Source organism: Kribbella sp. NPDC002412, assembly GCF_053592935.1.
The window spans coordinates 33,107-49,667 of the sequence record NZ_JBSFBL010000014.1 but is presented as its reverse complement, the minus strand read 5'-3'; the positions used below and the strand labels follow the sequence as shown (position 1 = coordinate 49,667).

General features: G+C 69.5%; 20 protein-coding genes and 1 pseudogene. 8 read left to right on the top strand and 13 right to left on the bottom strand.

What is annotated here, in order from left to right:
• Window positions 1-18 precede the first annotated feature (18 nt).
• On the bottom strand, window positions 19-924 hold the full coding sequence (gene ypfJ, locus ACWCOV_RS14090) for a KPN_02809 family neutral zinc metallopeptidase (protein ID WP_449829632.1): 906 nt from the start codon (window positions 922-924) through the stop codon (window positions 19-21).
• 106 nt (window positions 925-1,030) lie between these two features.
• Between ypfJ and ACWCOV_RS14085 the strand changes: the two genes are divergently transcribed.
• Entirely contained in the window at window positions 1,031-2,629 is a 1,599-nt protein-coding gene (locus ACWCOV_RS14085; protein ID WP_449829631.1) for an ABC-F family ATP-binding cassette domain-containing protein, read from the top strand.
• Between the two features lie 24 nt (window positions 2,630-2,653).
• On the top strand, window positions 2,654-3,424 hold the full coding sequence (locus tag ACWCOV_RS14080) for an enoyl-CoA hydratase/isomerase family protein (protein WP_449829630.1): 771 nt from the start codon (window positions 2,654-2,656) through the stop codon (window positions 3,422-3,424).
• On the opposite strand, the gene ACWCOV_RS14075 is transcribed toward ACWCOV_RS14080, so the two are convergent.
• Genes ACWCOV_RS14075 through ACWCOV_RS14065 form a run of 3 tightly spaced genes read right to left on the bottom strand, consistent with a single transcriptional unit; the run spans window position 3,421 to window position 4,661 of the window.
• Window positions 3,421-3,870, bottom strand: a complete 450-nt coding sequence (locus tag ACWCOV_RS14075; protein ID WP_449829629.1) for an SRPBCC family protein — start codon at window positions 3,868-3,870, stop codon at window positions 3,421-3,423. The genes ACWCOV_RS14080 and ACWCOV_RS14075 overlap by 4 nt on opposite strands.
• Complete coding sequence (locus ACWCOV_RS14070) at window positions 3,871-4,218, bottom strand: ArsR/SmtB family transcription factor (protein WP_449829628.1); 348 nt, start codon at window positions 4,216-4,218, stop codon at window positions 3,871-3,873. It abuts the gene before it with no gap.
• A complete protein-coding gene (locus tag ACWCOV_RS14065) occupies window positions 4,215-4,661 on the bottom strand; it encodes an SRPBCC family protein (RefSeq protein ID WP_449829627.1) in 447 nt (148 codons plus the stop codon). The genes ACWCOV_RS14070 and ACWCOV_RS14065 overlap by 4 nt, the downstream gene beginning before the upstream one ends.
• 148 nt (window positions 4,662-4,809) lie before the next feature.
• Here ACWCOV_RS14065 and ACWCOV_RS14060 point away from each other — a divergent pair, with 148 nt between their 5' ends.
• Both ACWCOV_RS14060 and ACWCOV_RS14055 read left to right on the top strand, forming a co-directional pair.
• A complete protein-coding gene (locus ACWCOV_RS14060) occupies window positions 4,810-6,714 on the top strand; it encodes an ABC transporter ATP-binding protein (protein WP_449829626.1) in 1,905 nt (634 codons plus the stop codon).
• Between the two features lie 33 nt (window positions 6,715-6,747).
• Window positions 6,748-6,924 carry a hypothetical protein gene (locus tag ACWCOV_RS14055; protein ID WP_449829625.1) on the top strand — a complete coding sequence of 59 codons (177 nt, stop codon included), beginning with the start codon at window positions 6,748-6,750 and terminating at the stop codon, window positions 6,922-6,924.
• Here ACWCOV_RS14055 and ACWCOV_RS14050 read toward each other — a convergent pair.
• From ACWCOV_RS14050 to ACWCOV_RS14040, 3 genes and pseudogenes are all read right to left on the bottom strand, one after another.
• Window positions 6,921-7,424 carry a hypothetical protein gene (locus tag ACWCOV_RS14050; RefSeq protein ID WP_449829624.1) on the bottom strand — a complete coding sequence of 168 codons (504 nt, stop codon included), beginning with the start codon at window positions 7,422-7,424 and terminating at the stop codon, window positions 6,921-6,923. The two genes, ACWCOV_RS14055 and ACWCOV_RS14050, sit on opposite strands and share 4 nt — an antisense overlap.
• Window positions 7,425-7,490: 66 nt before the next feature.
• A pseudogene (uppS, locus tag ACWCOV_RS14045) lies at window positions 7,491-8,138 on the bottom strand (polyprenyl diphosphate synthase); the annotation flags it as partial.
• A 110-nt stretch (window positions 8,139-8,248) separates the two neighbouring features.
• The gene (locus ACWCOV_RS14040) at window positions 8,249-9,343 is read right to left on the bottom strand and encodes an ATP-dependent DNA ligase (protein WP_449829623.1); all 1,095 of its coding nucleotides are present in this window, start codon (window positions 9,341-9,343) and stop codon (window positions 8,249-8,251) included.
• A gap of 60 nt (window positions 9,344-9,403) precedes the next feature.
• Between ACWCOV_RS14040 and ACWCOV_RS14035 the strand changes: the two genes are divergently transcribed.
• The 3 genes from ACWCOV_RS14035 to ACWCOV_RS14025 are packed head-to-tail and all read left to right on the top strand — an operon-like array spanning window position 9,404 to window position 10,465.
• The gene (locus ACWCOV_RS14035) at window positions 9,404-9,715 is read left to right on the top strand and encodes a hypothetical protein (RefSeq protein WP_449829622.1); all 312 of its coding nucleotides are present in this window, start codon (window positions 9,404-9,406) and stop codon (window positions 9,713-9,715) included.
• Entirely contained in the window at window positions 9,708-10,136 is a 429-nt protein-coding gene (locus ACWCOV_RS14030) for a MerR family transcriptional regulator (protein ID WP_449829621.1), read from the top strand. Before ACWCOV_RS14035 ends, ACWCOV_RS14030 begins: the two co-directional genes overlap by 8 nt.
• A complete protein-coding gene (locus ACWCOV_RS14025; RefSeq protein ID WP_449829620.1) occupies window positions 10,133-10,465 on the top strand; it encodes a YnfA family protein in 333 nt (110 codons plus the stop codon). The genes ACWCOV_RS14030 and ACWCOV_RS14025 overlap by 4 nt, the downstream gene beginning before the upstream one ends.
• On the opposite strand, the gene ACWCOV_RS14020 is transcribed toward ACWCOV_RS14025, so the two are convergent.
• The 3 genes from ACWCOV_RS14020 to ACWCOV_RS14010 form a co-directional block, all read right to left on the bottom strand.
• Window positions 10,462-10,800 (bottom strand): hypothetical protein, encoded by a 339-nt coding sequence (locus tag ACWCOV_RS14020; protein WP_449829619.1) that lies wholly within the window; start codon window positions 10,798-10,800, stop codon window positions 10,462-10,464. The two genes, ACWCOV_RS14025 and ACWCOV_RS14020, sit on opposite strands and share 4 nt — an antisense overlap.
• A 67-nt stretch (window positions 10,801-10,867) precedes the next feature.
• Entirely contained in the window at window positions 10,868-11,119 is a 252-nt protein-coding gene (locus ACWCOV_RS14015; protein ID WP_449829618.1) for a hypothetical protein, read from the bottom strand.
• A 55-nt stretch (window positions 11,120-11,174) separates the two neighbouring features.
• On the bottom strand, window positions 11,175-12,149 hold the full coding sequence (locus ACWCOV_RS14010) for a zinc-binding dehydrogenase (protein ID WP_449829617.1): 975 nt from the start codon (window positions 12,147-12,149) through the stop codon (window positions 11,175-11,177).
• A 101-nt stretch (window positions 12,150-12,250) separates the two neighbouring features.
• Here ACWCOV_RS14010 and ACWCOV_RS14005 point away from each other — a divergent pair, with 101 nt between their 5' ends.
• Complete coding sequence (locus tag ACWCOV_RS14005) at window positions 12,251-13,483, top strand: ROK family transcriptional regulator (RefSeq protein ID WP_449829616.1); 1,233 nt, start codon at window positions 12,251-12,253, stop codon at window positions 13,481-13,483.
• Here ACWCOV_RS14005 and ACWCOV_RS14000 read toward each other — a convergent pair.
• From ACWCOV_RS14000 to ACWCOV_RS13990, 3 genes are read right to left on the bottom strand one after another with little or no spacing between them, the layout of a single operon-like run.
• Window positions 13,473-14,825, bottom strand: a complete 1,353-nt coding sequence (locus ACWCOV_RS14000) for a GH1 family beta-glucosidase (protein WP_449829615.1) — start codon at window positions 14,823-14,825, stop codon at window positions 13,473-13,475. The two genes, ACWCOV_RS14005 and ACWCOV_RS14000, sit on opposite strands and share 11 nt — an antisense overlap.
• Window positions 14,822-15,769 (bottom strand): aldo/keto reductase, encoded by a 948-nt coding sequence (locus ACWCOV_RS13995; protein ID WP_449829614.1) that lies wholly within the window; start codon window positions 15,767-15,769, stop codon window positions 14,822-14,824. The genes ACWCOV_RS14000 and ACWCOV_RS13995 overlap by 4 nt, the downstream gene beginning before the upstream one ends.
• Window positions 15,766-16,545 (bottom strand): VOC family protein, encoded by a 780-nt coding sequence (locus ACWCOV_RS13990; RefSeq protein WP_449829613.1) that lies wholly within the window; start codon window positions 16,543-16,545, stop codon window positions 15,766-15,768. Before ACWCOV_RS13990 ends, ACWCOV_RS13995 begins: the two co-directional genes overlap by 4 nt.
• Window positions 16,546-16,561: the final 16 nt, after the last annotated feature.

Genomic DNA, 16,561 nt, shown 5'->3' with positions numbered 1-16,561 from the left:
CGGGCGGTTCGTCGTTGGTCAGAGCGAGTCGGCGGACCAGGTGTCGCAGGCGGTCATGTCGCCCGAGTCCATCCCGGTCTTGAACCAGCGCATCCGCTGCTCGGCGGTGCCGTGGCTGAAGCTCTCGGGGTTGACCTGGCCCTGGGTCTTCGACTGGATCCGGTCGTCGCCGACCGATGCGGCGGCGTCGAGGCCGCGGGCGATGTCGTCCTCGGTGAGGCCGCTGATGAAGGTGTCGCCGTCCTTGTCCGGGACGGTGGTGGCGTGGTTGGTCCAGATCCCGGCCAGGCAGTCGGCCTGGAGCTCGGAGCGGACCGCGTCGGATGTGGGGCCGTTGCGGGTCTTGATCCGGCCGAGGATGCCGTAGAGGTTCTGCACGTGGTGGCCGTACTCGTGCGCGACGACGTACGCCTCGGCGAAGTTGCCGCCCTTCGCGCCGAGCTCGGTCTGCAGGGTCTGGAAGAACCCGAGGTCGAGGTACACGCGCTTGTCGCCCGGGCAGTAGAACGGCCCGACCGCGCTGGTGGCCGGTCCGCACGAGGTGTTCACCGAGCCGTCGAAGACGCGCATCGGCGCCCGGGTGTACTTCTTGCCTCGGCGCGGCAGCTCGGACGCCCAGAAGCCCTCGATCGAGTTCTGGTAGAACACGAACCGGCAGTCCGGGTTGTTCTGCAGGTCCGTGCCCTTCTTGCACGAGTCGAGGTTCCCGGCGGCGGTGTTGCGCACTGTCGGCTCCTCGCCGCCACCGTCTCCGCCGGGCAGGCCGCCGTTCAGCAGCAGGATGACCACCAGCAGGATGATGCCGCCGATTCCACCGCCGATCGGAATCGTGCCGCCGGGCAGCAGACCGCCGCCGCCTCCGCCACTACCGCGGGTGTCCTCGACACCGCTGGTGTCGAGATCCGCGTCCGGGTTGAATTTCACAGCACTTAGACTAGACCTGAGTGCGGGGGATTCAGCCGTGTCGTGACGCAGCGCCGCCGACCCGCCACCGACCGATCCCACGAACTTGAGGACGCCTGCCACCGCGATGATCACTGTCTCCAGCCTCGAGGTCCGCGTCGGCGCCCGTCAGCTGCTCGCACCCGCCTCGTTCCGGGTCGGGCCGGGTGACAAGGTGGGCCTGGTCGGCCGCAACGGCGCCGGCAAGACCACACTGACCAAGATCCTGGCCGGCGAGGGCCTGCCGGCCAGCGGCTCGGTCAGCTCCTCGGGCGAGATCGGCTACCTCCCGCAGGACCCGCGGACCGGCGATCTGGAGGTCCTGGCAAGGGACCGGATCCTGTCCGCCCGCGGTCTCGACGACGTCGTCCGGCGGCTGCGCAGCGCGGAGAAGTCGATGGCCAGCGCGGACGAGAAGACCCGCGCCAAGGGCATGCGGCGGTACGAGCGCGCCGAGGCCGACCTGCACGCCGCCGGCGGCTACGCGGCCGAGTCGGAGGCGGCCCGGATCGCGGCGAACCTCGGGCTGCCGGACCGGGTGCTCGGGCAGCCGCTGAGCACGCTGTCCGGTGGTCAGCGCCGCCGGGTCGAGCTGGCCCGGATCCTGTTCTCGCAGGCGGAGACACTGCTGCTGGACGAGCCGACCAACCACCTGGACGCCGACTCGATCGTCTGGCTGCGCGACTTCCTGAAGTCGTACGCCGGTGGCGTGATCATGATCAGCCACGACGTGAACCTGCTCGAGGAGACCGTCACCCGGGTGTTCCACCTGGACGCGAACCGGGCCGAGATCGACGTCTACAACGTCGGCTGGAAGGCCTACCTGACCCAGCGCGAGACCGACGAGCGGCGGCGCAAGCGCGAGCGGGCGAACGCCGAGAAGAAGGCCGGCCAGCTGGTCGACCAGGCGAACAAGATGCGCGCCAAGGCGACCAAGGCGACCGCGGCCCAGCAGATGCTGCGCCGGGCCGAGCGGCTGATGTCCGAGCTCGAGGGCGAGCGGAAGGCCGACCGGGTCGCGAAGATCTCCTTCCCGACCCCGGCGCCGTGCGGCAAGACGCCGTTGATGGCGCGCGAGCTGTCCAAGTCCTACGGGTCGCTGGAGATCTTCACCGACGTCGACCTTGCGATCGACCGGGGCTCGCGGGTCGTCGTACTCGGGCTGAACGGCGCCGGGAAGACGACGTTGCTGCGGATCCTGGGCGGGATCGAGAAGTCGGACACCGGCGAGGTGATCGACGGGCACGGGCTCAAGCTCGGGTACTACGCGCAGGAGCACGAGACCCTGGACGTGAACCGGACCGTCCTGGAGAACATGAAGACCGCGGCGCCCGATCTGAACGAGACACAGGCCCGCAGCGTGCTCGGCTCCTTCCTGTTCACCGGTGACGACGCGGACAAGCCGGCCCGGGTGCTGTCCGGTGGCGAGAAGACCCGGCTCGCGCTGGCGACCCTGGTCGTCTCGGCGGCCAACGTGCTGCTGCTCGACGAGCCGACCAACAACCTGGACCCGGCGTCCCGGGCCGAGGTGCTGAACGCGATCCGCTCGTACGCCGGCGCGATCGTGCTGGTCACCCACGACGAGGGCGCCGTCGAGGCGCTCGAGCCGGAGCGCGTCCTGCTGCTCCCGGACGGCGTCGAGGACCTCTGGACGAACGAGTACGCCGACCTGATCTCGCTGGCGTAGTTACTGCAGAGTATCTTCCTGGGTATGACGGACTTGGGACTGCGGTTGACGGTGGACGGGCCGGTCGCGCGGGTCGTGCTGGACCGGCCGGAGGTGCGCAACGCGCAGACTCCGGCGATGTGGCGAGCCTTGGCCGACTTCGGTACGGCGCTGCCGCCCGAGGTGCGCGTGGTCGTGGTGTCGGGGGAGGGGCCGTCGTTCTCGGCCGGCCTCGACCGACGGCTGATCATGGGCGAGAACGCCGACGGCGAGGAGCCGCTGCTCACGCTCGGCGCGAAGCCGGCCGCCGAGGTGCACGAGACGATTGCCGGCTTCCAGGCGGGCTTCTCCTGGTTGCGGCGCCCCGAGATCGTCAGCATCGCCGCAGTGCAGGGTCATGCGGTTGGCGCCGGGTTCCAGTTGGCGTTGGCGTGTGACCTGCGGGTGGTGACGCCGGACGTTCGGTTCAGCATGCGCGAGCCTGCGCTGGGCCTGGTCCCGGATCTGGGTGGCACGCAGCCGCTGGTCCAGCTGGTCGGCTACTCCCGGGCGCTCGAGATCTGTGCGACGTCCCGGTGGGTCGAGGCCGCCGAGGCGAAGGAGCTCGGCCTGGCGAACATCGTCGTACCGGCCGAGGAGCTGGCCGGCACGGTGAAGGACCTGTCGGACGCGCTGCTGGCCCCGCTCCCGGGCGCGATCCGGGAGACGAAGGCGTTGCTCCTGGGCGCCGCGGATCGAACCTACGAGGACCAGCTGAAGGCCGAGCGCGAGGCCCAGGAGCGCCGCCTGAAGGAGCTTCTGGCAAGCCTGGGTTAGGGCCAGTTGCTGATCTCCACGTCGTTGGGCGAGGGGTCGCCCTTGCCGGTTTCGACGTACTTCTTCAGGCTCAGCAGGAAGCTGGCCCACTTGGTGCTGCAGTGGTGCATGAACTCGACCGGTTCCTTCCAGCCCTCGTGCTTGAAGAGGACGATCGCCCAGCCGTCGACCTGGGAGAGCTCGAAGCTGACGTGGGTGCCGATCCACTCGCCTGGTCCGTCGACGACCTCCCACCGGACGAGCTGGCTCGGCTTCGACTCCACAACCTTCATGTCGAAGCCTTCACCGCCCGCGCCGGCGAAGCGGAACTTGATCACCCCGTCGCCCTCCGGGTCGCCGTGGGTGTCCTCGGTCCACCAGCCGGCCAACCCGTCGATGGTGGTGAGGGCTTCGGAGACGGCCTCCAGGGGCGCCCGGACTCCGACTCTGTGCAAGATGTCGACCATTCAACTGCCTTTCTGCTGTCTTTGGGCTTGGATGGCCTCGGCCATCCGCTTGATCCGCTGGAGCCGGCCGTCCCACGCGTCGCGGACGGTCGACAGCTGTGCGACCGCGCGGGCGAGTTGGGCCTCGTCGACCGTGTACAGACGTTCCCGGCCCGACGGTGTGACCTGGACCAAGCCGACCCGGTCGAGGACGCCGAGGTGCTTGGCGACGGCCTGCCGGGTGACCGGCAACTGGTCGCTCAGGCTGGTCGCCGTACCCCCGTTGCCGGCCAGCAGCAGGTCGAGCATCCGCCGCCGGGTCGGATCGCCGACGGCCGACCAGAGGTCGTCGTCGATGGTGACGTTCATGGCGTCGACACCAGCCGGTCGACGTACGGCGTGAGGCGGGGGAGGAAGTAGTCCCAGCCGGTGATGTGGTCGCGGTACACCTCGTCGGACGTGGCCGACTCGTCGAACCCGGTCTCGGAGAACCGCAGCAGCGTGCCCGCGCCCACCGGCACCAGGTCGAACGTCACCAGCAACGAGTTCTCCGCCGTCGCGACCGCGTCCAGCTTGTACGCCCAGCGGAAGGTGAACCGCCGCGGCGGGTCCGCCTCCAGCACCGTCAGCGGCACGACTTTCCCGTCCGGCCGGTTGGTGAACGAGATGGTGCCCGTGGCACCGGGCGCCAGCTCGTACTCCGCCTCGTCCGGCCACCACTCACGCAGGTGCTCCGGCGTGCTGATGACCTCGTAGACCACCTCGGGTGCGGCGTCGATGTGAATCTCCCGGTCGATGCTGCGCTGCCCCATCCCACGTCTCCTTCGTCGTCCCGCAACCTTTGGTTGCACATGACTGTACGACGCTCGCCGCCGATGTGCAACCATTGGTTGCTCGAAGGAAGTTCGGGACGTGATCGCGTGTTGTGACCGTTGACGAGAAGAGCAGGGAGGGAACCGGATGTCGGGAATGCGGCCCATGGGCGGTGGGATGCCCGGTGGTATGGGCGCCTACGGCTGGCGGCGGCAGGACGCGTCGGTGGCCGGGCAGAAGCTCGCCAAGGGCACGCTGCGGCGGATCGTCCGGTTCGCCCGGCCGTACCGGTGGCACATCACGGTGTTCCTGCTGCTCGTGATCGTGTCGGCCTTCCTGGTGATCGCGTCGCCGCTGCTGTTCAAGAAGATCGTCGACGACGGCATCGGCAAGGGCGACGCCGGCCTGGTCACCGCGCTGGCCCTGGTGGTCGCCCTGCTGGCGGTGTTCGAGGCAGTGCTCGGCCTGATCCAGCGGTGGTTCTCGGCCCGGATCGGTGAGGGCCTGATCTTCGACCTGCGGACCAAGGTGTTCGAGCACGTCCAGCAGATGCCGGTCGCCTTCTTCACCCGAACGCAGACCGGTGCGCTGGTCTCGCGCCTGAACAGCGACGTGATCGGCGCGCAGCAGGCGTTCACCTCGACGCTGTCCGGCGTGGTGTCGAACATCATCAGCCTGATCCTCGTGGTCGGCGCGATGTTGGTGCTGAGCTGGCAGCTGACCCTGGTGGCGATCCTGCTGCTGCCGGTCTTCCTGATCCCGGCGCGCATCCTCGGTCGCCGGCTGGCCGCGTTGACGCGGGAGCAGATGCAGCTGAACGCGGACATGTCGACCGCGATGACCGAACGGTTCAGCGTCGGCGGAGCGATGCTGGTGACGCTGTTCGGCAAGCCGGAGATCGAGAACCAGGGCTTCGGCGAGCGCGCCGGGCGGGTCCGCGACCTGGGCATCCGGATCGCGATGCTCGGCCGGGTCTTCTTCACCGCGCTGACCCTGGTCGCCGCGTTGGCCACGGCCCTGGTGTACGGCGTGGGCGGCAACCTCGCGGTCCGCGAGGCGCTGACCGTCGGGACCCTGCTGGCGCTGGTCGCGCTGCTCGGCCGGCTGTACGGCCCGTTGACCGCGCTTTCGAACATCCGCGTCGACGTGATGACCGCGCTGGTGTCCTTCGAGCGGGTCTTCGAGGTCCTCGACCTGGAGCCGATGATCAAGGACGCGCCCGGCGCGAAGCCGTTGCCGGCCGACGCGGCGAGTGTCGAGTTCGATCACGTGGCCTTCGCGTACCCGACCGCCGATCAGGTGTCGCTGGCCAGCCTGGAGTCCGTGGCCGTGCTGGACAAGCGGATATCCGCGCAGGTTCTGGAGGACGTCAGCTTCGTCGTCCGCCCCGGCGAGATGGTCGCGTTGGTCGGACCGTCCGGCGCCGGCAAGACCACGATCACGAACCTGGTCGCCCGGTTGTACGACGTTTCGGGTGGAGCGGTCCGGGTCGGCGGGACCGACGTACGCGAGGTGACCTTGCGGTCGCTGCACGACGCCGTCGGCTACGTGACGCAGGACGCGCACATGTTCCACGAGACGATCCGGGAGAACCTCGGCTACGCGAAACCGGATGCCACCGAGGAGGAGATGGTCGAGGCGCTGAAGTCGGCGCAGATCTGGGAGCTGGTGTCGTCGCTGCCGGACGGGCTGGACACCGTGGTCGGGGATCGTGGCCACCGGTTGTCCGGTGGTGAACGGCAGCGGCTGGCGATCGCCCGGTTGTTGCTCAAGGCGCCGCGAATCGTCGTCCTGGACGAGGCCACTGCGCATCTCGACTCGGAGTCCGAGGTCGCCGTACAGCGGGCGCTGGACACGGCGCTGGAGGGGCGTACGTCGCTGGTGATCGCGCACCGGTTGTCGACGGTGCGCAACGCCGACCTGATCCTGGTGGTTGACCACGGCAACATCGTCGAGCGCGGCACGCACGAGCAGCTGCTGGCGCTGAACGGCGAGTACGCCGACCTGTACCACACCCAGTTCACGGAGTCGGGGACCGCGGCGAATGTCTAGGGGTACCGTGGCCTTGAGGTAGGGGAGGGAGCGATGATCAAACTGGCCTTGGTACTGGCGGCCGGCTACGCGGGCTTCAAGGTCGCCTACCACTCCGAGGACGGCCGCCACTACGGCAAGGTCGGCGACAACACCTTGCGCACCAGCCTGTCCCTGCTGATCGCCAGCCTCGCAGCGGGCGTCACGTATGCTGCGCTGCTACCGCACTAGTTCGTCGATGCCTTCTGCGGGTCGTGCTCCAGGAGATGCAGCACCGGGACCCGGAGGTGCCGGCGCGCGGAATTGGTCCAGTCCAGGTGGAAGAACTCGGCGACGACGTGCGAGCGGGTCAGGATGATGACCTCCTGCGCGTTCACCTGGTCGACGGTGGCGATCAGGGCGTCGATCGGGCGGTCGTGGGAGATCCCGCCGTCGGCGTCCTGGCTCAGGTCGCGCAGCCGTTGCACGCTGCGCCCGGTGCAGCCCTTCGCCTCGGTGTCGATCGCCTTCTGCGCCTCGGCCAGGTCCTGGCGCTGGGTGGCCAGCCCTGGTCCGTAGAGATCGGCGGTGCCGAGGGCGCTGATGGATGCCTCCACTCCGGCCTCGGCGTTGTGGCACGGCACGAGCACGTGGTACTTGACCGGCTCGGGCATGTCCTGGTGCAGTTCGACGACGCGCTTCGCGTCCGGCTCGGACAGTTCCTGTTCGACCAGCAGTACGACGTCGTACATCTCGCAACCTCCGGTTCGTACCAGTCGGTATATCCCCATGATGCCCCTACCAGGGCGGTTTGACTGTCAACTCGATCGATTCAGTTTCCGCCTTCCGTACGTCCGGAGCGCGCGGAGCAGGTCGACCTCCCGGAAGGCCGGCCAGTAGAGGTCGCAGAACGCGATGTCCGAGCGCGTCGTCTGCCACAGCAGGAAGTCCGACATGCGCAACTCGCCGCTGGTCCTGATCACCAGTTCGGGGTCGGGCAACTCCGGTAGGTAGAGGTGCCGCCGGATGTCGTCCTCGCTCAGCCGGTCGGCGACGTCCGACAGTGACCGCCCCGACACGGCCGCCTCGTCCAGCAGCCCGCGGACGGCGTCCAGGACCTCACCGCGGCCGCTGTACCCGATCGCGATGGTCAGGTCGCCCGCGCCGGCCCGGTCCCGGGTCGCCTCGACCGCGTCCTTCAACGCGTTGGCCGTTGACGAGGGCAACAGATCGAGCTGACCCGCGACATGCAGCCGCCAGCGGTGGTCGCGCCGTACGTGGTCGGCGATCACGGTCTCGGCGAGCTGCATCAGGTAGTCGACCTCGGCCGAGTCCCGCCGGCGGATGTTGTCGGCGGACGCGACCCACGCGGTGACACAGCCGATCCCGGCGGAGCGGCACCAGTCGAGGAACATCTCCAGGTGCTCGGCGCCGAAGCGGTGCCCCTGCCGCACGTCGTCGTACCCGGCCTGTCGGGCTCAGCGGCGGTTGCCGTCCATGACGATCGCCACGTGCTGCGGCATCGGGAGGCCGGCGAGCTGGCGGCGCAGTACGCGGGTGTAGAGGCGGTAGAGCATCAGCTGGTTGCGCTCGTCAGCACGTCGGCCAGGTCGAACTTCACCGGCTCCTCGAGTTGCTCGTAGGTGCAGGACTCCGGCGTGCGGTCCGGGCGCCAGCGGACGAACTGCGCGGTGTGCCGGAACCGGATGCCTTCCATGTGGTCGTAGCGGACCTCGACCACGAGCTCCGGGCGCAGTGGGGTGAACGAGAGATCCTTCCCGGCCTGCCAGCGGCTGCCTTCGGCGTTGCGCGGCGTCCGGACGCCTTCCTCCTGCTTCGCCCACGCCCACGGATGCTCGTCGAAGGTGGTGACCAGCGGCTGCATCTCCTGGAAGAGCTCCTTGCGCCGCTCCAGCGGGAACGCGCCGATCACGCCGACGCTGGCGAGCGTGCCGTCGTCGTTGTAGAGCCCGAGCAGCAGCGAGCCGATCCGGTCCGGGCCGCTCTTGTGCAGGCGGTACCCGGCGACCACGCAGTCCGCGGTGCGCTCGGGCTTCACCTTGAACATCACCCGCTTGTCCGGCTGGTAGACGCCGTCGAGCGGCTTCGCGATCAGCCCGTCCAGCCCGGCGCCCTCGAACTGCTCGAACCACTGCGCGGCGGTGGCGTGGTCCGTGGTCGCGGGCGTGACATGGATCGGCGCCTTGACATCGGCAAGGGCCTCGAGGAGCGCCGTACGGCGTTCGCTGAACGGGCGCTCGGTGTAGTCGTCGTCGCCGAGGGCCAGCAGGTCGAAGGCGACGAACCGGGCCGGCGTCTTCTCCGACAGCATGTTCACCCGGCTCGCGGCCGGGTGGATCCGCTGCTGCAGCACCTCGAAGTCCAGCCGGTCGCCGGACTCGCCGATCACGATGATCTCGCCGTCGATCGCGCAGCGCTCCGGCAGGTTCGCCTTCACCGCCTCGACGAGCTCGGGGAAGTACCGGGTCATCGGCTTCTCGTTCCGGCTGCCGATCTCCACCTCGTCCCCGTCACGGAAGATGATCGAGCGGAACCCGTCCCACTTCGGCTCGTAGCTCAGTTCGCCGTGCGGGATCTCCTTGACCGGCTTGGCCAGCATCGGCTTCACCGGCGGCATGATCGGCAGTCGCATCCCGTCATTCTCACCCACCAGCAGTCCTCCTACCAGGCAGTTGCATCCTGTACCTGGGTACAGGTTTACCGTCGAAGCATGAGCACAACGGACTGGGCCCCCGAGGCCTGCACGCTACCGACGGCCGAGCGGCCACTGCGGGTCGCAGAGTTCGACCAGCTGTTCGCCGACCACCAGAAGACCATCTCCCGAGCCGATCCGACCACGCTCGAGCTGACTCTCGCCGCCGAGGCGGAGGCAACCACGGCCGACCTCACCGCCCGCGAGACCGCGTGCTGCTCGTTCTTCACCTTCGAGCTCACCCCGACCGACGGCCACCTGAGCTTCCGCATCACGGTCCCGCCTGCGCATGCCGACGTACTGGATGCGCTGAGCACGCGTTATGGCTGACGGCCTGCGCTCCGGACAGGTCGCGGCCGCCGCAGGCGTGAACCTGCAGACGCTCCGGTACTACGAACGCCGCGGACTGATCGAGGAGCCGACGAGGAGTCTGGGCGGCCACCGCCTCTACCCAGCGGACGCCGTGACGACGCTCCGCGTGATCAAGGCGGCCCAGCGCCTCGGGTTCACGCTGACCGAGGTCGCCGAGTTGCTCGACGCGGCCAGGCATCGGCACCGGGTCGGCGAGGGAGCCGGGCTGCAGGCACGTGCCCGGGAGAAGCTGGCCGACGTGGAAGCCAAGATCGCCGACCTGACCGTGATCGCCGACAGCCTGCGCGCGGGGATCGCCGCCGGCTGTGACGACCTCGAGACCTGCGCGGGCGACCCCAACTGCCCATTGCCGTTCACCGACCTGGTCGCGCGCCCGTGACGGTCGTCCGGTCGGTGGTGCTGTTCGTGCTGGCGGCACTCGCGGAGATCGGCGGCGCCTGGCTGGTCTGGCAGGGCTGGCGGGAGCACCGCGGGATCTGGTGGATCGCCGGCGGCGTGATCGCCCTCGGAGCCTACGGTTTCGTCGCGACCTTCCAGCCGGATCCGAACTTCGGCCGGATCCTCGCTGCGTACGGCGGGGTGTTCGTCGCCGGGTCGCTGGCCTGGGGCATGGTCGTGGACAAGTTCCGCCCCGACCGCTGGGACCTGCTCGGCGCCGCGATCTGCCTCGCCGGCGTCGCGGTGATCATGTACGCGCCGCGGGACTAGTCCGGGTCGAGGATCGTGGGGTGGTTGTCCGGGTTCGACGGCCACCAGGGGCGGACCGAGGCGTTGTCGTGCAGGGTTTGGCGGTAGGCGTCGACAAAGGCTCGGTGGATGATGTCGACGACCTCCTGGGCGACGTTGTCGACGCGCCAGCGCAGCACGCGGCGCCAGGTGAGCGGCTGGCCGGCCAGCGGTTTCACCACCGTCTGCGGCATCTCGCGGACGGTCGGCAGGCAGAGGCTGATGCCGCGGCCGGCGCCGATCAGCTGCTCGATCTCGGTGGTGTCCAGGTTGGCGTACCGGAAGTCGGGCGTGAACCCGCCGACGGTCTCGCACACCTCGCGGAGATAGGCCAGATCGCCGTCCGCCTTCCCGGCCCGGCGGGCAGGTACTGCTCGGGCGGACTCAGTCCGACCGTCTCGAGCAGCTCGGCCGCTCGCGCCCGGGCCTGGGCTCCGTCCAGGCCAAGGTGTTACGCAGCGGCCGGCTGAGCGCGTACGCCACGGTCCGGGTCGGATTGAGCGCCGAGAACGGGTCCTGGAACATCAACTGAACATGCCGCCTGTACTTCCGCAGCGCCCGCCGTCGCAGGTGGTCGACCGGTTCGTCCTTGAACCGGATCGGCCCGGCGGTCGGTCGCTCCACACCGGTGAGCATCCGGGCGATGGTCGTCTTTCCGGAACCGCTCTGACCGACCAGCGCCGGGTTGGCGTCAGGGGATGAGGACGACCTTGCCGGTGGTGGCGCGGGATTCCAGGGCGCGGTGGGCTTGGGCTGCTTCGGCTAGGGGGAAGGTGGTGGTTGGGGCTTGCCAGCGGCCTGAGAAGGCTTCTTCCAGGGCGGTGGATTCCAAGGAACGGAGTTTGGGGAGCAGTTTGGGGCCGATGGCCCAGGTGGCGGTCAGGCCGCGGGACATCAGGTCTTCGGTGGTCAGATGGATCGGGCCGCCGCCGGACCAGCCGAACATGAGGAGCCGGCCGCCGACCCCGAGTAGGTCGAAGGCTTGTCGGCCGTTGTCGCCGCCGACGCCGTCCAGGAGGACTGTGATGGCTCGGTCGCCCAGCTCCGACTTGAGGTCGGTCGGCCAGTCCGGGTTCTTGTAGTCGACGGCGTAGTGCGCGCCGAGGTCGCGGACCAGTTGGACCTTCTCGGGTCCACCGGCCAGCCCGATGACTGTCGCGCCGACGTTGCGTGCCGCCTGGACCAGGTAGCTGCCGATCCCGCCCGCGGCCGCGGTGACCAGTACGACGTCGTCCGCCGACAACTGCGCCTGCGACAGGATCCCCGCGGTCGTCCGCCCGGTCCCGATCGCGGCCACGGCCTGGGCGGCGTCGACGTGATCCGGAAGCTCGTGCAGCGACTCCACCTTGGCGACGGCGAGTTCGGCGTACCCACCTGGCACCATGCCGAGGTGGACCACGACTCGTTTGCCGATCCACGCCGCGTCGACCCCAGGCCCGACCGCTTCCACCCGCCCGGCGACCTCGCGCCCGGGAATCGTCGGCAGCTCGGGCAGGGGGATCGGCCCGCCACCGCCAGTCCCGGACCGGAGTGTCGTGTCGACCAGGTGGACCCCGGCCGCCGCCACCCGGATCAGCACCTGCTCCGCGGCGGGCACCGGGTCCGGGACCTCCTCGTACCGCAGGTTCTCCGCCGGACCGAACTCGTGCAATCTGATCGTCTTCACAACCGCAGACGCTAGGACCTCAAGATTGGTTGAGGTCAAGCTGATGCCACTTTGTTACCTTGTGTATTAAAGTTCGGGGTGAGCCGAGGGAGGACGGTGACGTGGGGAAGATTCTGAAGGGTGCGACCGCGCAGGAGACGCACAGCGCGATCCTGGACCTGATCCGGTCCAGCGGCACGGTCACCCGCGTCGACCTGGCCGACCGCTCCGGGCTGACCGGGGCGTCCATCTCGCGGGTGGTGAAGCAGTTGCTCGCCGACGGCCTGATCGTGGAGACCGGCCTCGGCGACCCGACGGGAGGCAAGCGCGCGACGCTGCTGCAGTTCAACCCACGCGCCCGGCACGCCGTCGGCATCTCGATCGACACACCGAGTACTACGTACGTCGTGACCGACATGAGCGGCCGCGTGATCGAGCAGATGTCGTCGCGGGGGATCGGCCGGGACGCGCCGGCCACGGTCGTCCAGCGGATCACCACCGAGCTCGAGGACCTGGTCGTGAAGGCGAACATCGAGCCGGCCACCCTGGTCGGCGTCGGGGTCGCGCTGGCCGGCCGGCAGGGCGGCGGCGGGATCCGGCTGCTGCGCACCAACGCGGCGAAGTACGTCTGGGAGCCGTTCGCCGTCCGGGACACGCTCAAGGCGGCGATCGACCACCCGATCGTGGTCGAGAACGACTCGACCTGCGCCGCGATCGGCGAGTTCTGGGCCGGCCGGATCCCGTCGGTGAACGACTTCGCCACCGTCTACATGGCGGCCGGGTTCGGGCTCGGCCTGGTCACCAACGGCGACGTCTACCGCGGCTCGTCGTCGAACGTCGGCGAGATCGGCCACATGGTCCTGGACGTCAACGGCCAGCAGTGCTGGTGCGGCGGCCAGGGCTGCCTGGAGAGCCTGGCAGCGCCGGCCGCCGTCGTGAAGCGCGCCGAGCAGGACCCGTCTTTGGTCAACGACCTCGCCCTGCGCGGCCGCCGTACGGCGTTGCGCTCGGACTTCGCGAAGATCGCCCGGCTGGCCGCGGCCGGCGATCCGCGCTGCGTCCAGCTGATCGAGGAGTCGGCGACGTACCTGGCCAAGGCGTTGCTGTCGATCACCAACCTGCTCGACCTGGACCAGATCATCCTGGCCGGCCCCGGGTTCAGCGAGGCCGGCGACATCTACGTCCGGGTCGCGGCGACCGAGATCAACCGGCTGTCGTTCGTCCGCGCGATGCATCCGACCCGGGTCGAGCTGTCGAAGCTGGGGCCGAGCGCCGCGGCACTGGGCGCCGCATCGCTCGTCCTGCACAGTCAGCTCACCCCGCACCAGAAGTCGACCCGGTCCGTCACGAGCTGATGAACTCCTGGAGCCAGCGACCGCTCTTCTTCACGATCCGCTGCTGGCTCTCGTAGTCGACGTACACGATCCCGAACCGGCGGCTGAAGCCGAACGCCCACTCGAAGTTGTCCATCAGCGACCAGGCGAAGTACCCCTTCAGCGGCAACCCCTCGGCGACCAGTTCCCGGCAGACCGTGACGTGCTGCTCGAAGTAGGCCTGCCGGTCGTCGTCCTCGACGGTCCCGTCGGCGGTCAGGGAGTCCGGGTACGCCGCGCCGTTCTCCGTCACGTACAACGGCAGGTCGGGCGCGAGCTTGTTGATCGTGACCAGGATGTCCCGCAGCCCGGTCGCCTGGATCGGCCAGCCCATCTGCGTCTTCGGCAGGCCGGTGTCGACGGCAACCACGTTCTCGCTACCGGGCTGTGTGGTCGGACCGCCCGGCGACGAGACCGGCCCGTCCGGCGCGGCCACGGTCGTCGGGCAGTAGTAGTTCACGCCGACGAAGTCCAGCGGGGCGCCGATCACCGGCAGGTCCGCCTCGAACTGCGCGAACCAGTCGGTCATCCCGGTGTCCTCGAGCACGTCGGCCGGGTACTTCCCGGCCAGCAGCGGCTCCAGGAACAGCCGGTTCCGGAGCCCGTCGACCCGCCGCGCGGCGTCGCGGTCCGCGGCCGAGTCGGACGCGGCGTGGATCGGCGCCGGGTTGAGCGCGATGCCGTAGGAACCCTCCGGGCAGCGGATCGCCTCGAGCGCGAGCCCGTGCCCGAGCAGCAGGTGGTGCACGGCCTTCAGCGCGTCGGCGCCTTCGGTCCGCCCGGGAGCGTGCTCGCCGTTCCCGTAGCCGAGGAAGGCCGAGCACCATGGCTCGTTCAGCGTCATCCAGTTCTTGATCACGTCCGCCAGCGCCGCGTGGGTGACGGCCGCGTAGTCGCGGAACCGCTCTGCGGTGTCGCGGGCCAGCCAGCCGCCCGCGTCCTCGAGCGGCTGCGGCAGGTCCCAGTGGTAGAGGGTCGCGTACGGCGTGACGCCGTGCTCCAGGCAGGTCTCGGCGAGCCGCCGGTAGAAGGCGAGCCCGGGCGGGTTCGTCACCCCGGAGCCGGCCGGGATGATCCGCGGCCACGCGATCGAGAACCGGTACGCGGTCAGCCCGAGGTCGGCGAGCAGCCGGATGTCCTCGGCGAACCGGTGGTAGTGGTCGTCGGCGACGTCGCCGGTGGTCCCGTCGGAGATCCGGCCCGGGGTGTGCGCGAACGTGTCCCAGATGCTCGGACCGCGCCCGTCCGTGGAGACCGCACCCTCCACCTGGTACGACGCCGTCGCCGCACCCCAGGTGAATCCGGGTGGGAAGCCGTTCGTCACGATGTCTCCTTCTGACCCTCGACCCAGTACTGCTCTTGGGGGAGGAGGCTACTCAACCGGTTAAGGAGCTCGTCGGGGAGGTCCGCTTCCATGGCAGCGACCAGCGCGTCGACCCGGGCCGGCTTGCTGGTCCCGACCACGGTCCCGGCGACGCCCGGGGTGTCGGTGGAGTGCCGGAGCGCGGCCGTCGCGAGGTCGACGCCGTACTCGCGGCAGGCCTTGTCCATCTCCTGCACAGCCTCCAGTACGGCGGGCTGCGCCTCGCGGTACGCGTACGTCGTCGAGCCCTGCGGGTTCGCGAGGATGCCGCCGCCGAAGATCGCCGCGTTGATCACGCCGAGCCCGTCGGCGACGGCGCGCTCGAACAGGGCGCCGGCCGAGTGGTCGACCAGGCTCCAGCGGTTGTGGACGAGCAGCACCTCGAAGCCGCCGAGGTCGAGGTAGCGGGCGAGCTCGCGGGTGTTGCCGCCGGCGAGTCCGACGTGGCCGATCTCGCCGTCCTCGCGCAGCTGCATCAGCGTGTCGACGGCGTCACGCATGGTGTCGAAGTCGTGGAACTCCGGGTCGTGCAGGTGCACCAGCGGCAGGTTGTCCAGGCCGAGGCGTTCCTTGCTCTCCGCGACGCTCGCCCGCACCCGGGCGCCGGAGTAGTCGCCGTCGCGGGCGTCGACCTTGGTCGCGACCAGGAAGCCGTCGGGCAGGCCGCCGTACTCCTTGATGGCCTGGCCGATCCGCAGTTCGCTCTCGCCGTCGCCGTACCCGTTGGAGGTGTCGATCCACTTCAGTGGGCTGTCGAAGACGCGGAGGACGAGGTCGACAGCCTCCTGGCGCGTGACGTCGTACCCGAAGACCGCGGGCATGCCCGCGATCCCACTGCCGCCGGCGCAGACGGCGGAGACGGTGAGGCCGGTGGATCCGAGCGGCCGAAGCCAGTCCTTGTTCATGCCTCCGACCCTATGGCGAACGCGAAGCCGTCCGGATCGACGTACACGGTCGTGCCGTCAGGTGAGACGAGGTTGCCGAGATCGGCCGGGGGCTTGCCTTCGAGCTCGGCGTATGCGAAGCCGGCCACGTCGAGCTGCGGATCGCGGGACGTCTTCGGGACCTGGTAGGTGAAGACCTCGAGCACGGTGTCGCCGCCCTTGAGGTAGCCGATGCTGAACCCGCGGTGGTCGTGCGGCTGCTCGATGGTGCCGATGAACGAGAAACCGTAGTGCCGGTCGTAGAACGCGCTGGTCCGCTCGCGGTCCTCGATCGTGATCGCCACGTGGTCGAACCGCGGCCGCTGCGGCACGCCCAGCCCCCGCTCCCGGGCGACCCCGTCGGCGTCGAGGATCTCGGCGTACTGCAGGTCGCCCTGGATCATCTCCAGCAGCGTGCCGTCGGGGTCGTAGAAGAAGCAGATCCGGACCTCGCCCTCGGCGTCGAGCGGGTCGAGCGTGAACTCGACCCCGGCAGCCTTGAGTACGGCGGCCCGCTCGTCCAGCCGGTCGACCTTGAACCCGACGTGCCGGAACCCCTTCTGCAGGTCGTCGCCGACCCACGTGCTCAGCTCGCGGCCGTTGCCGACGGCCCGTAACTCGATCGTCGCGGTGACCGCGTCCAGCACGGCCCGCTCCGCGGTCGGCTCGCCGACGACCTGGAGCTCCAGGAACTTGGTGTAGTACTCGACGGAGCGCTGCACGTCGGTGCAGTTGACCACGACGTTCTTGATCGCCATCGGACCTCTTTCAGGG